Origin of the sequence: Nocardia sp. NPDC004151, from assembly GCF_042874235.1 — a bacterium.
Taxonomy (GTDB): domain Bacteria; phylum Actinomycetota; class Actinomycetes; order Mycobacteriales; family Mycobacteriaceae; genus Nocardia.
In genome coordinates this window covers 24,238-37,358 of sequence record NZ_JBIAMR010000014.1, presented here as the reverse complement: position 1 = coordinate 37,358, position 13,121 = coordinate 24,238, and the positions used below count along the sequence as shown (strand labels likewise).

At 66.6% G+C, this 13,121-nt stretch carries 12 protein-coding genes; 3 read left to right on the top strand and 9 right to left on the bottom strand.

All coding sequences use genetic code 11. From position 1 onward, the window contains the following. Positions 1 to 20 precede the first annotated feature (20 nt). From ACFYTS_RS27060 to ACFYTS_RS27050, 3 genes are all read right to left on the bottom strand, one after another. Complete coding sequence (locus tag ACFYTS_RS27060; RefSeq protein WP_387308124.1) at positions 21 to 1,268, bottom strand: FAD-dependent monooxygenase; 1,248 nt, start codon at positions 1,266 to 1,268, stop codon at positions 21 to 23. 100 nt (positions 1,269 to 1,368) lie between these two features. After that, positions 1,369 to 2,553 (bottom strand): DUF4041 domain-containing protein, encoded by a 1,185-nt coding sequence (locus ACFYTS_RS27055; RefSeq protein ID WP_387308122.1) that lies wholly within the window; start codon positions 2,551 to 2,553, stop codon positions 1,369 to 1,371. Continuing rightward, positions 2,550 to 3,794: a hypothetical protein gene (locus ACFYTS_RS27050; RefSeq protein ID WP_387308120.1), complete on the bottom strand. Its 1,245-nt coding sequence runs from the start codon at positions 3,792 to 3,794 to the stop codon at positions 2,550 to 2,552. Before ACFYTS_RS27050 ends, ACFYTS_RS27055 begins: the two co-directional genes overlap by 4 nt. Positions 3,795 to 4,308: 514 nt before the next feature. Here ACFYTS_RS27050 and ACFYTS_RS27045 point away from each other — a divergent pair. After that, on the top strand, positions 4,309 to 4,845 hold the full coding sequence (locus ACFYTS_RS27045; protein ID WP_387308389.1) for a pyridoxamine 5'-phosphate oxidase family protein: 537 nt from the start codon (positions 4,309 to 4,311) through the stop codon (positions 4,843 to 4,845). 138 nt (positions 4,846 to 4,983) lie between these two features. On the opposite strand, the gene ACFYTS_RS27040 is transcribed toward ACFYTS_RS27045, so the two are convergent. Both ACFYTS_RS27040 and ACFYTS_RS27035 read right to left on the bottom strand, forming a co-directional pair. Then, positions 4,984 to 5,280, bottom strand: a complete 297-nt coding sequence (locus ACFYTS_RS27040) for a hypothetical protein (protein WP_387308118.1) — start codon at positions 5,278 to 5,280, stop codon at positions 4,984 to 4,986. A gap of 133 nt (positions 5,281 to 5,413) precedes the next feature. Next, entirely contained in the window at positions 5,414 to 6,220 is an 807-nt protein-coding gene (locus tag ACFYTS_RS27035; RefSeq protein WP_387308116.1) for an LLM class flavin-dependent oxidoreductase, read from the bottom strand. 274 nt (positions 6,221 to 6,494) lie between these two features. Between ACFYTS_RS27035 and ACFYTS_RS27030 the strand changes: the two genes are divergently transcribed. Beyond that, positions 6,495 to 7,304 carry an SAM-dependent methyltransferase gene (locus tag ACFYTS_RS27030; protein WP_387308114.1) on the top strand — a complete coding sequence of 270 codons (810 nt, stop codon included), beginning with the start codon at positions 6,495 to 6,497 and terminating at the stop codon, positions 7,302 to 7,304. A gap of 11 nt (positions 7,305 to 7,315) precedes the next feature. On the opposite strand, the gene ACFYTS_RS27025 is transcribed toward ACFYTS_RS27030, so the two are convergent. Then, positions 7,316 to 7,804, bottom strand: a complete 489-nt coding sequence (locus ACFYTS_RS27025) for a DUF420 domain-containing protein (protein ID WP_357278745.1) — start codon at positions 7,802 to 7,804, stop codon at positions 7,316 to 7,318. 187 nt (positions 7,805 to 7,991) lie between these two features. On the opposite strand from ACFYTS_RS27025, the gene ACFYTS_RS27020 reads away from it, so the two are divergent. After that, a complete protein-coding gene (locus ACFYTS_RS27020) occupies positions 7,992 to 9,362 on the top strand; it encodes a flavin-containing monooxygenase (RefSeq protein ID WP_387308111.1) in 1,371 nt (456 codons plus the stop codon). 156 nt (positions 9,363 to 9,518) lie between these two features. On the opposite strand, the gene ACFYTS_RS27015 is transcribed toward ACFYTS_RS27020, so the two are convergent. The 3 genes from ACFYTS_RS27015 to ACFYTS_RS27005 all read right to left on the bottom strand — a co-directional run bounded on the left by ACFYTS_RS27015 (position 9,519) and on the right by ACFYTS_RS27005 (position 13,087). Beyond that, on the bottom strand, positions 9,519 to 10,538 hold the full coding sequence (locus ACFYTS_RS27015; RefSeq protein WP_357278741.1) for an AraC family transcriptional regulator: 1,020 nt from the start codon (positions 10,536 to 10,538) through the stop codon (positions 9,519 to 9,521). 113 nt (positions 10,539 to 10,651) lie between these two features. Next, positions 10,652 to 12,064: a serine hydrolase domain-containing protein gene (locus ACFYTS_RS27010; RefSeq protein WP_387308109.1), complete on the bottom strand. Its 1,413-nt coding sequence runs from the start codon at positions 12,062 to 12,064 to the stop codon at positions 10,652 to 10,654. Between the two features lie 180 nt (positions 12,065 to 12,244). Beyond that, entirely contained in the window at positions 12,245 to 13,087 is an 843-nt protein-coding gene (locus ACFYTS_RS27005; protein ID WP_387308107.1) for an acyl-CoA thioesterase, read from the bottom strand. Positions 13,088 to 13,121 lie beyond the last annotated feature (34 nt).

Sequence of the window (13,121 nt, the reverse complement as noted above, 5' to 3'; positions counted from 1 at the left end):
GACCGGACCGGGGTCAGGCGTCACCCCTCATGGACTTCGGTTCTCGTCGTCGCCCGCCCACTCCGGGTCGGGCGCTCGTAGTCGGCGATGGTCATCGAGTTGTAGAGGCGGCCGGTCTTGCCGGCGAGGCGTAGGAGGGCTCGGCGGGGACGGGTGGGCAGGGCCGAGATCAGGCGGGCGCCCTGGGTCAGTCCGGTGATGCCGAGGCGGGAGGCGGGGATGAGAGTCTTCGCGGCGCTGAGCGCGGCTGCTCGGCCGCCCTGGATGTGGGGTGTCATCACGCGTTCGTAAGCGGCGAAAGCGCGTTCGTGGTCGCCGCGCGCTCGAGCCAGTTCGCCCGCGAGGACATAGGCGCCGACGACTGCCAGGGTGGTGCTGCCGCCCACCGCCGGGCCGGGGCAGTAGCCCGCGTCGCCGACCAGCGTCACCCTTCCGCCGGACCAGGTGTCCAGGTGGAGTTGGGTGATCGAGTCGAAGTAGAAGGCCGGTGTGGTGTCGAGTTCGGCCAGCCAATGGTCCACGTCCGGATGCATGTCCTGGAAGGCGTTGCGCAGCAGTTCCTTCTGCCGGGGCGCATCGCGGTAGTGGTAGTCGAGCTCCTGCTCACTGTGGAACAGGAACAACGCCCGTGCCTCGCCGGAATGCCGGGTGCCGTACATGCCCACGGTCCGACCGACGCCGACATGAATGAGCAGCTCACGGTCCAGCGCGGCGGCCTCGTGCAGGGTCAGAACGCCGAGGTAGGCCCCGATGAAGGTGCTGTCACCGGGTCGGTCGCCGAAGGCGAGCCGCCGGACCGTGGAGTGCAGACCGTCCGCGCCGATGACGAGGTCGAATCGGCGCGGAGACGCGTGCTCGAATCGAACCTCGCCGTCGGGTGAGAGCTCGGTGATCGAGTCCCCGAACAGGTACTCGACATCGTCACACGTTGCGTCGTAATAGATCTCCCTCAGGTCGTCCCGCATGATCTCGACATGCCGGTCGGAGGCGGCGCTGAAGATCTTGCCGAGGTCCACCCGAACCGCCCGCGACGACCCTTCCGGCCGCAACGTCAACCGCGCGGTCCCGGTAGCGCACTCCTCGATCCGATCCAGCACCCCCATCCTCTCCGAGATATCCACCGCGGGCCGAAACAGATCCACCGCATGCCCCCCGGTCTTGCGCAACGTCACCGCCCGCTCCACCACGGTGACCGAAAACCCATACCAGTTCAGCCAATACGCCAACACCGGCCCCGCGATACCGGCCCCCGAAACAAGAATCCGCACCTAGCCCTCCTTGTGAACGAGCCCCCACCATCCGCCGCCCACCCCTCCCGGATATAGGACAAATGTTCCCGAGTCAGTCGGATGCCCGGTCCGGGCAGGTTCACCGTGACGCCGGCCAGTAGCCCTGCGACTGGAAGTATTGTGTGGCCTCGGGGGAATCGTTGTAGTCGAGGAGATTTCCGACCTTCTTCGCGAGTACTTGCCGTACTTCCTCGGGGGTGGCGAAGAAGAACTCTCGACGAGGGTTGGCGTGGTTGAGCCGTTGCCGGCCGAACTCCTTGTGGAGTTCGTTCTCGAGGGTGACCGCGTCGTCCGAGAAGTAGACCGCGTGGACGTCGAATGGGAACGGCACGGAGGCACCGCCGAGTTCGCGTACTCGGTCGAGTGGTTCGAGTCGGCGTGTCAATCCGATCTTGACCACGCCCGGGCCGAAGGCACCGATGTTGGAGATGACGTAGACATAGCCTGCGCGGATATTCGCTGCGCGGAAGTCGTTCTGTGCGATGGCGTCGGCGATCCGTTCCAGCTGTTCTTCGATTTCACTGGTGTCCTGTCCGGTGTCACTGAGCCGCTGCAGCACGGCACGGTAGTGAGCTTGTTCCTTGTCGAGTCGCTCGCGTTCGGCGGCCAGCTCTTGTTCGACCTTGCGTTCCTCGCGCAGTCGCTCGCGTTCCTCACGAGCGATCTCGCGTTCCTCCTGCACCTTCATCATGTAGTCGGCGGTGAGCTCGAGTTCCTTGGTGCGCATCGCGTGATAGCTGGATGACACTCCCATCTGCATTGCCGCACCGAGCTTTTCGATGTCCTTGGCGGCCTTGTCGAGCCGTCGCTTGGCGGTGTCCAGGTTGCCGGCGCGCATGGTGCGGACGCAGTTCTCTGCCTCGGCGTTGTAAGCACGCAACATGAGCTTGGCAAGGTCCGTGGTCAACCGGCGGCCTTCCGCCAGCGAATTGTTGAAGCTGAACTTCTTGGCCACGACGATGGCCTCACTGCCTTTCACGGCCTCACGAACATCGGCGCGGAGCTGGGCGAGGGCCTGCTTGTAGTTCTCGGCGTTCTCCAAAGGGTGGTGATATTCGTAGATCCCGACTTCCTGAAGCACCAGGGCGTCGTCGACGGTGATGAGTCGGGGATCGGCCGGTGCCGGAGGCTCGACAGCGGCAACCGCGTGGGACTGGAGTTGCGCGGTGAGCTGCTGGATCCGGTCTTGCAGGTCAGCGGATTCACGTTCCTTGACGACCAACATCTTTCGCAATCCCACGATCACTTCTTGCTGGTCGCTCATCCTCGTACTCCATGGTTTGCCAAAGGAGCCAGTCCGTAAGGGTTCTTCGACACCGCGGCCGCCAGGTAATCCAGCGTGGCGCTCGGCTCCACCTTGGAGAGTTCCAGCGGAAGGAAATCCGCGCGATCAGTCGCCAACCGAACGAGGTCGATGCGGACGTCGTGGCCTGTCGCGCTGTCGACGGTATTGACTGCGACAGTGAGCGCGATGCTCTCGATGACCTCCTCCCGGTCGGCTTCGAACACTTCGTGCGCTGTTCGCAACGCGGTCTGTGCGATCGCTGACGCGTAGCGCCGTTTCGTTTCGGTCGCCGGCACCGAGGTGGAGGTGATCTCGTCGCTGGTCTTGTTGTAGCGAAACGCCCTTATCGTCGGGAAAGTGTCGGGGTGCGGAGCCAACACGCTGATGTGCAGTTCGTGGTCGCCCGCGTCGAAGGAGTGCTCGTACGACACCTCGAACGCTTCTGGATAGATCGAGTTCGCCATGACGATTGACACGTATTCATGCATCGCATCGGGTCGGCGCTCCCGCAACCCGATGATCAGACTATCCAAACGAGCATTCGATTCCTCAGTCTGGCGTCGACGTTCCGCGTTCGCTTCGGCCAGTTCATGTTTCGCGTCGGCCAGCGCTGCCTTCCTCGCTGACTCCTGCTGCCGCCATCGATCGCGCAGCTCTGCGTTCATCGCGCAGGTATGAGACAGCGCCAGCTGCCAATGCTGAACGCGATTCAGGTACTCCTGCTGCGCCGACTCCACGTGGGCGGCATGTCTGCGATTGCCGCCGAGTGTGCCGCTGAGGCCCGACGGTGGCGGGGGCGGCACGAAGACCGGGCGATCCGGGGGCACCTGGTAGGTGGGAGGTCGAGTCGGGGTGAGTAGCTCAGGCCGATTGAGCGGGATTTCCGTGGAGTGTTCGCGGAGCAATTCCAGATCGACCCAGTCATCAACCTCGAGAGTGGCATTGAGGAGATTGTCGATCTCGTCGTAGGAGACGGCGAGCTGTGCGTTCCTCTCCTCGACCTCCGCCTCTCGCGCCGCGATGTGGGCCAGTTTGGCCGTACGCTCCGCGGCTGCGCGTTCAGCGGCCGAAGCGCGCATGGCAGCTGCAGCAGCACGCTCTTGTTCTCGCGCGAAGCGCTGCGCCTCCCGGACGGCCTCGTTGTGCGCACGTATCGCAGCCCGCTGCAGCTGCGCTTGCCGCTGTTGTGCAAGCCGCTGTTGATGCTGCAATTCAGCCAAGAACCCCCGACGCCGCGTCACCCAGCTCCACCCCACTTCCGGCCATATTCACGGATCAGGCCGCAGAACCACGGCCTGCACTCCCTGTCGTGACTGGGTCGGCTCCGTTACAGACACCCGGCCCGGGACACGCCAGATCTCGGATCCAGGGGCTGTCGGCACTGGTCGGGGTCGTTCTTCACGCTGAATTCCTTGCCTGCGTGCTGATCTGATCGGCAGGGGGTGTGATCCCACCGAGGTATGCCTGCCCGATCGCTCGTTTCCGCGCGCCGGCTGGTCGATTCGTCGCTGGGTAGCTGGTTGATCGGTCGATGAGTTCGTAATGGTCAGTCCTAGGGAATCAATCCGGGCCATATAACTGCTAAATTGATAATTAACGGTTAGAAGGTCGCGTCTCGCATGGGCCGATCGAGAGGGAGGTTGGGGGATGACCGGGCATTATGCGCAGGTTGCGTTCACCGATGCGGTTCGGGCTCATCAGGCGGCGCATGGGAGTTTGCGGGGGTATGAGCGGATGGCGGCGGTGCCGGAAGTGGCGGATCGGCTGGGGGAGAACGAGGCGTGGTTCATCGGGGAGCGGGACAGTTTCTATCTGTCGACGGTGAGTGAGACGGGGTGGCCGTACATTCAGCATCGGGGTGGGGCTCGGGGGTTCTTGAAGGTGATCGACTCGCGGACGGTGGGGTTCGCGGACTTTCGGGGGAACAAGCAGTACATCAGTCGGGGGAATCTCGACCATGACGGTCGGGTGGCGTTGTTCCTGATGGACTACGCGGCCCGGACCCGGTTGAAGATCTTCGGGCGGGCGCGGGTGGTGGAGGCCGCGGAGCAGCCGGAACTCGTTGCCTCGCTGACGGTTCCGGAGTATCGGGCGCAGGTCGAGCGGGCGGTGCTGATCGAGATCGAGGCGTTCGACTGGAATTGCAGTCAGCATATTCCGGAGCTGTATCCACGGGAGGAGGTGCTGGAGGCGGTGGCCGACCTGCGGGAGCGGATCGCCGATCTGGAGCGGGAGAACGCGGCCCTGCGCGCGGCGGGGACGACGAGCTGAGGCGGCAATCAACTGGCGGCAGCCGCCGGTTTGGGCATCGAGGGGATTCATGTATGCCCAAACCGACAGCTTCCGTGGCTATTTCGCGCTCAGCCGGTATTCGGTATCGCCTGCGTGGCGCTCCTGGGCCCGAGGGGATCAGGGAGCCGTGAAGGTGCCGAGCCCCGAGGACACGTTGGCCGCAACGCCGTCGGCGGTCGCCAGGGCGACGATCCGGCCGGCTCCGGTGCGCACCGGTATCGACGCCGGGGCGCAGGTGCAGGGCTGCTCCGCGGTCTCCCGGACCGGCATGTCGATCATGCCGGTGACGCCGGTGGACAGGTTCACCCACCGGATTCGGACGGCCGAGTCGAGAACATGGTCACCGTCGTACGCCGGCGGGTTGGCGACACCGAAGCTGGTGACTCCCGGCTCGTCGCCGACGGTGGCCGTCATGAAGATCGTGAAATATGCCGGGACGCCCCATGATTGGGAAACCTCCATCAATGGGAGCTGAAACGTGGTCGTCTCCGCGGCGTACGCGACGGCCTGCTGCTCCAGCAGCGGCGCGCCGCTCGGGCACCCTCGGCTACTGCGCGGCGCGCACACCGGCGGCGAAGGCGTAGTCGCTTCGCCAATCCGGGCCGGTGGGAGCCAGCACGACCCGCTCGACACCGGCGGCTTCGTAGGCGACCAACTCGTCCGCGGCCTCACGAGGCTCCGCGGAGAGCGCCGGGGCGACCACGGTCACCGCGGGGGTCTGCCGCCCATGCTGCTGAGCGAGCTGCTTCAGGTCGGTCAGCAAGCCGGGCAGATCGTCGAGGCCCGGGTTGATCGGCATCCAGGAATCCCCGTGCGCGGCGGCCCGGCGCCGGGCACGAGCGCTATTGCCCGCGATCAGGATCGGCGGTACCGGCGCACCCGGCGACAGTGCGACATCGAGCCCGCCGTCCAGCGCGGTCTGCTCGCCGCCGATCAGCCGCGGGAGCATCGCCAGGGCCCGATCGGTGCGAACCCCCCGTTCCGCGAACGGCACACCCGCCGCCCGCCACCCGACATCTCCGTGCGCCGGGTTGCCGGTTCCGACTCCCACCAGCAGCCTGCCCTCCGACACCTGCTGCAACGTGGCGATCTCCTTGGCCGCCCACGCAACCGGCCGCATCGCCAGCAACATGGCCCCGAACCCGACCCGGATGCGATCGGTCACCGCCGCCGCAGTACTCAGCGCGACAGTACTGTCGAGCATCGGCTGACTGGCGACGAGGTGATCTGTGGCCCACAGGGATTCGAGCCCTGCGGCCTCCGCCACCCGCGCACTCTCCCGGACCTCGCGTGGCCCCGACCCGGTGCTGTGCGGTCCCGATGTGGGCAGGAATACGCCGATCTGAATAGCCACCGGAGGCCTCCACTTTTCTGTGCGGTTGGTACGTGGCTCAACGGTATGGCCTTGCCGCGAGCGTTCCAATGCGTGATTCACTCGGATCTATATCCGAAGCGCGCAACTCCCGGCACGCGGTGGAGAATGCCGGGCAAGCGGGATGTCCTTGCCGGCGCAGCGTTTCGAGTGGGTTGTGAGGTTCGAGGTCTTGCCCGATCCGGGGGTGAGACTCATGGCGCTGCGGTATACAGGCGAGGGACGGGTTTTCGGATACGGGTCGTAGGGGGCCGTTGTGGCGAGTTCGCGTGAGCTACGTACTGATGTGCCGCATTCGGCTCGGATGTATGACTACTTCCTCGGGGGGAAGGACAATTACGAGGCGGATCGGGAGGCGGGGGACAAGGCGCTGGCGGAGTTTCCCGCTGTTCGGGTGACCGCGCAGACCAATCGGGAGTTCATGCGGACCGCTACCCGGTATCTGGCGGGGGAGGGGGTTCGGCAGTTCCTGGATATCGGGACGGGGATACCCACCGAGCCGAATCTGCATCAGGTGGCGCAGGGGTTGGCCCCTGAGTCGAGAGTGGTTTACGTCGATAATGATCCGTTGGTGTTCTCGCACGCGCGGGCATTGCTGGTGAGTGCGGAGGAAGGGCGGACGGCGTTCGTCCTGGCCGATGCGGGGAAGCCGGAGGAGATTCTCCACGCTCCGGAACTGATGGAGACGCTGGACCTTTCGCGGCCTGTCGCGGTGTCGCTGATGGCGGTGCTGCATTTCGTGCCGGGGGATGTGCACGAGATCGTGCGGACCCTGATGGAGCCGCTGGCGAAGGGGTCGTATCTGGCGATCTCGCATGTCACGACCGATTTCGACGCCGGGCCCGACGATCCCGAGGGCATGGCCCGGCTGTTGCAGGTCTACATCGATCGCGGAATACCGGTGCAGCCGCGCACCCGGGACGCGGTCGAGCGGCTGTTCGACGGGTTGGAACTGGTGGAGCCGGGGGTGGAGATGATCCACCGGTGGCGCAACCCCGACGAGGAATTCCCGCCCGGTCACGACAAGAACGTGTCGCTGTACGGGGCTGTCGGCAAGAAGGTCTGAGCCGCACCGGGTTACGCGACGAAGGCCAGACCGTAGAAGATCCAGCTGGTCACGGCGGTCAGCGTCATGCCGATGGCGGCGATCGGCGCCCAGCGGCGATGCCAGGCGCTGTGTCCCCCGGGGCGCGGGGGTGAATCGAAGTTACGGGCCGCGCGGATGATCACCACGGGCCACAGGACGACCGAGAAGACCGCGCAGGCCAGGTGGACGGCCAGGGCGGTCCACACCACGGTGGAGGCGGTGCCGCCGACGACGCCCGCGGCCCGCTCCTGCCAGCCGTTGAAGCGGACATCCATCTCGAAGAGCACCACGGCGGCGAGCAGACCCACCGCCAGCAGGATCTGAACTCCCTTGTGCAGGCCGAATTTCCGATTGACCCGGGCCTGGTGGACGCTCCACGCCAGCACGGCGACCACGATCGCCATGACCAGCACCATGGTGTCCATCGCCCACGACGCTCTCGTGCCGAGGAAACCGTCGACTCCGGGGAAGTTGTTCATCGTCGGTGCCTTCACCTCTCTGCGGAGACAAACTTACCGACGGTGCGTCGGGAAGATCCGCGGACCGCGAGCGTAGCAGCGTGCGCGGCGTGTCCGCTTATCCCCCCTTTCCAGCCGCATCACCCCTCGTCAGCAGGGCCCGGCGGCTGTTTGATGCCGTTATCGTCACCGTCGAACGGGAGGGTTCATGTCTGGAACGCACGCGGCCGAGGGGCCGGGTCGGGTTTGTATCATCGGCGCCGGGCCGGCGGGACTGTCCGCGGCGCGGGCGTTGAAACGCCTCGGGATCCCGTACGACCAGTTCGAGCGGCATTCCGATGTCGGCGGCATCTGGGACCTCGACAACCCGGGCACCCCGATGTACGAGTCCGCGCATTTCATCTCGTCGCGAAAGACGTCGGGATTCTTCGACTTTCCGATGCCGGAGCACTACCCGGACTATCCGGGTAACCGGCAGATCCTGGAGTACACGCGCTCCTTCGCCGCGGCCTACGGCCTGCGCGAGGCGATCCGATTCGATTGCGCCGTCGTCGATGTGCTCGAGGACGACCTCGGCTGGCTGGTCACACTGGACGACGGCGCCGAGCGCCGATACGCCGCGGTCATCTGCGCGACCGGCGTGACCTGGCAGCCGCGCTCACCCGAACATCAGGGCTCGTTCGACGGCGAGATCCGGCACTCCTCGACCTACCGCAGTCCCCTCGAATTCCGCGGCCGGCGGGTCCTGATCGTCGGACTGGGCAACTCCGGCGCCGATATCGCCTGCGACGCCGCCGCGAACGCCGAGGCCGCCTTCGTCAGCATCCGGCGCGGCTATCATGTCATCCCGAAACACATCTTCGGTATCCCCAGCGACGAAATCGCCAATAGCGGACCGCAATTGCCGCTGTGGCTGGAGCGCCCGTTCTTCCAGGCGCTGCTGCGGCTGCTCCAAGGGAACCTGACGAAATACGGTCTGCCGAAACCGGATCACAAACTGTTCGAGTCGCATCCGCTGCTCAACAGTCAGCTGATCCATTACCTGCAGCACGGTGACGTCGCCATTCGCCCCGATGTCGCGGCGCTGGAAGGCTCCCGAGTCCGGTTCACCAACGGCAGCAGTGAAGAGGTCGACCTGATCCTCCACGCGACCGGCTACGACTGGTCGATTCCATACGCGGAGAAGTACTTCGACTGGACCGAGGGCCGGCCCGACCTGTACCTGTCGGTGTTCAACCGCGAACACCGCAACCTGTTCGGCCTCGGCTATCTCGAGATCAATTCCAGCGCGTACACGCTGTTCGACCACATCAGCAATGTCGTCGCCCAGTATCTGCACGATCAGCGGCACAATCCCGCGCGGGCGGCGGCATTCGACGGACTCATCGCCGGCGATCGCCCGAAACTGAACGGCGGCATCAAATTCCTGGCCTCGGCCCGTCACCGCGCCTATGTCGACGCCCGCGCCTATCACGGCTATCTCGCGGTGTTGCGCAAACGATTCGGCTGGAGCAACCTCACCGCGGGCCTGTTCGAACCGATCCGGGCCGACCGTTCGGCGTCGGATGTCCGCCCATGAGGTGCCTGGTCACCGGCGCCCGCGCCACCGCCGAACTCGGCTACCACTCGGGCGATATCGACACCGCGATCCTCGATGCCGCCCCCAGATACGAGCAACACCTGCCGCTGTGACCGCCGGGCCGGTCCGGATCCCCTTGTCCGGGACGAGGACCGGCTATGCGAGCGTGCGGCGCGCCACGCTGGGCGCGGACCCGGTCCAGCGAATGTAGGCGCGGCGGAACTCACGGATGTCGCTGTATCCGATCTGGTGCGCGATCGCCGAGATCGGCAGCCCCGAATCCTGGAGCAGATAGGTGGCGCGCCGTTCCCGCACCCGATCCCGGACCGAGCTGAAACTCTCACCGGCGGTGGCGAGTTGGCGGCGTAGCGTGCGTTCGGTGACGTGCAGCCGCGCGGCGACCTCGGCCATCGTCAGGGGACGCCGCAGATTCTGCTCGAGCAGGGTTTCGACGATCAGCACCACGTCCGGTTCCCGACGCCCGATATCGAGCAGGCGGCGGCACGCGTCGACCGCGATCACCCGGGTCGGCTCGCTGTGCGTGGCGAAGGGCAGGGCCAGGTCGGCGGCGGGGAAGACCGCCCGGTTGGTCTCGGCGGAGAACTCGACCGGGCAGCGGAAGAACCGCTCGTAGTGACCTGCGTACGGCGGCGGGGCATAGCTCAGCTCCACCCGGGTGGGCGACCAGTCCGAGCCGACCACGGACCGCACGAAAATCATGGTGCTGCACAAGATTTCCTCGCACAGGAAGCTGAGCAGCTGTGGTTCGGGCCAGCGTTCGTGCAGGCGCAGCGCCGCGTGGTGCTGGTCGCGCTCCAGTTCGATGTCCATCAGGGTGCCCGACGCCTGGTGCAGTTCCAGCCCGATCGACATCGCCTCGCCCACGGTGGCGGCCGAGCGCATGGCCACCCCGAGCATCCCCATCGACAGCAGGATGTCGCGCCCACCCACCTGCATACCGAGCGGCCGCCCGGGCATATCCGCGATGGCGCGCCGCAGGACGGTGACGGCCTGGCGGAAGGACACCTTGATCGAGTCCGCGGTCAGCACATCCGGCGCGGTCAGACCGGTCCCCGTGAACCACTGCCCGACGTCGCGCGCCTCCCGCGCACCGATCTCGACCAATCCGCTCAGGATCGACGGGGGGATCGTGGGCAGATCCAGCCTCGTACTCACTCCGTCCGGGCCTCGCACCGACGGACGCCAAACTTGGTCACACGTCCAATCTAAGATCGCGAGATCGTTTACACCAGCGGACACCGGCCGCTACCCCTCGAAAACGGCGGGGTTCAACAGCCGCCGAGCCGGGCCAGCACCGCCCGATACAGCGCGTGCCATTCGTCATTGCCCTGGCCCGCGAACTCCCCATCCGTACTCAGCTGCAGAGTGTGCGCCAGCCGGACACCGGTCACGCAGTCCGACGGGGCGACCGTGACGTACTGGCCCTGGAAACCGTTGGCTTGGAAGCCATCCGGCGTCGCGCCGCTCCACCACTGGAAGCCGTAGCCGCCGACGGCGGCGTCCCCGGCGTCGCTGGCCGGTTTCATACCGGTGGTGGCGGCGGTGACCCACTGCGGGGACACCACCTGACGGCCCTCGGGCGTGCGGCCGCCATTGCGCATGAGTTCACCGAGCCGCACGAAGTCGCGGGGCCGGGCGAACAGGGCTTCGGAGGCGATGGCCGCGCCGGTCCGGTCGGTCATGATGTCGGCCGGCGCTTCCATGCCTACGGGCCGCCACAACTGTTCGGAGAGAACCTGGTTGAACGGCTGGTGGTAGACGCTCTCCAGCATCCACGCCAGCACCTGGGTATCGGCGCTGCTGTAGTTGAAGGCGACGCCGGGCGCCCGATCCGCCGGAAGCGACTTCAGGAACTCGTCTCGGGTCTTCCCCGACCCGCCCTCGGTGTAGTAGTCCAGGGACATGTCGATCCACTGCGTCACCTGGGTGTTCTGCGACAGGTCCTCGGTGTGCTCGTCCCACCGGATGCCCGATCGCATCTCCAGCAGATTCCGGACGGTCGCGCCCTGCCAGGCGGTGCCGGTCAGCTCGGGGATGTAGCGCTCGATCGGATCGTCCAACGAGGCGATCAGGTGCTGGTCGACGGCGATGCCGACCAGGGTCGAGACGAAGGACTTGGTGGTCGACCACGCCTGATGCGCGGTGTCGCCGGACCAGCCGTTGGCGAAGTACTGCGCGACCAGGGACCCGTTGTGCGCGAATACGATGACGTCGGTGCCGGAGTCGTTGAGGAAATCGGCGACCGTCTTGGTGCCGCCCGCCCACTCGTAGGTCACGCCGAGCAGATCGACGGGTGCCGGCGGCAGTGCGGCGGCGGTCCCGGCCGCGATCGGCGCGTGCGGCAGGGCCACATCGGGTTTCACCACATCGATCGGGATCGGCAGCAGCACCTTGTTGTCGACGACGATCTCGCGCACGTAGTTCGACCAGAATTCGGGTGACGACAGGCTCGCGGCACTGCCCGCGATCACGTCCGGCAGGGGCGGCACCCCGAGCAACCGGCCACCCTGGATCGCCGCCAGCAGATCCGTCGCGTCGGCGATCGGCTGCGGCCCGGCCGGATCCTCGGCCGTCGCGGCCGGGAACGGCCCGCCCAGGGCGAGCACGGCGGTCGTGGCCGTGATCGCGCCGAACCGAATCCAACGACCGTGATCGCGGCGGCGGCGAACTGATCTGCGCATGCGGATGGGGAGCTCCTCTGAGTCCCGCCGTCCCCTCGGGGGAACACTGCACGGCGGGTGTCCGGCCGGTTTCGCAAGAACGTACCCGGAGGTAGAGGCGGTGGACTCGGGACTTGCCGCCTTGACCGACCGGACACCCGTGCGTGACCGGTTTGCCCCCCTCGGCCGGCACGGCCGCTCTCAGGTGGCGCTGCGCATCAGGCCCTGGGTGTCCACCGAGGCCACCAGATCGCCTGCCCGCGTGAAGATCTGGATCCGGCCGTGCATCCGCCCACTGCCCGCGAAGTTGCTCTCGCACCGCATGAGCAGCCAGTCGTGCAGGCTGAACGGGCGGTGGAAGGTGACCGTCTGGGCGAGCATCGCGGCGGCCCCGCGACCACCGAGACGAGCGATCTCGGACTGCGGATAGGGCCGCATGGCGACCGGGCCCAGGAAGCCCTCGCTGCCGTGGGCCAGCAGGGCGCGGGCGAGACCGGGCTCGTCCGGAGCCTTGTCGCAGCGCATCCACACGTCCAGGGTCGGCGGCCCGGCCAGTTCGAGAGCGAGTGCGTCGGCCCCGCCGAGCGTGCGAACCTCCCAGGGCAGCAGCGCGCAGGGCAGTTCGTCGCACTCGTCGGGACCGGGCACGTCGTCGGACAGGCGGGCACCGTGGACGAGGAAGTCGGGCTCCACGACGCTCAGCATGGCCAGCACGCGCGCGTGTTCGCGGCCTTCCTGCCGGAACGACACCTGGACGGTCGCCAGCGCCCGGCCGGACTGAACGGTCTCGACCTCCACCTCGACATCGCGATCCGCGTACCCGCCGCGCGGAAACACCCCGTGCAGCGACTGGACAGCCATGTGCGGCACCGTGCGCTCGGCCGCGATGACGGCCTGGGCGAGCGTCTGACTGCCCAGGGTCGTCGGCAGCGTCGAGGTGACGTTGCGGGCCCGGAACTTCCCGGGCCCGGCCTCGGTCAGATCGAGAACATCGAGCAGGTCCGTCAGGTCGACGACCGGCCACATGTGGGTACCACCAGCCATGGCCGAATGTTTGCACACCCGGCGATGGAAATCC

Excerpts from the sequence above, each read along its gene's own strand:
- ACFYTS_RS27055 (WP_387308122.1), bottom strand. The coding sequence starts at position 2,553 with ATGAGCGACCAGCAAGAAGTGATCGTGGGATTGCGAAAGATGTTGGTC.
- ACFYTS_RS27005 (WP_387308107.1), bottom strand. The coding sequence starts at position 13,087 with ATGGCTGGTGGTACCCACATGTGGCCGGTCGTCGACCTGACGGACCTG.
- ACFYTS_RS27025 (WP_357278745.1), bottom strand. The coding sequence starts at position 7,804 with ATGAACAACTTCCCCGGAGTCGACGGTTTCCTCGGCACGAGAGCGTCG.
- ACFYTS_RS27020 (WP_387308111.1), top strand. The coding sequence starts at position 7,992 with ATGTCTGGAACGCACGCGGCCGAGGGGCCGGGTCGGGTTTGTATCATC.
- ACFYTS_RS27045 (WP_387308389.1), top strand. The coding sequence starts at position 4,309 with ATGGCGGCGGTGCCGGAAGTGGCGGATCGGCTGGGGGAGAACGAGGCG.
- ACFYTS_RS27010 (WP_387308109.1), bottom strand. The coding sequence starts at position 12,064 with ATGCGCAGATCAGTTCGCCGCCGCCGCGATCACGGTCGTTGGATTCGG.
- ACFYTS_RS27040 (WP_387308118.1), bottom strand. The coding sequence starts at position 5,280 with ATGACGGCCACCGTCGGCGACGAGCCGGGAGTCACCAGCTTCGGTGTC.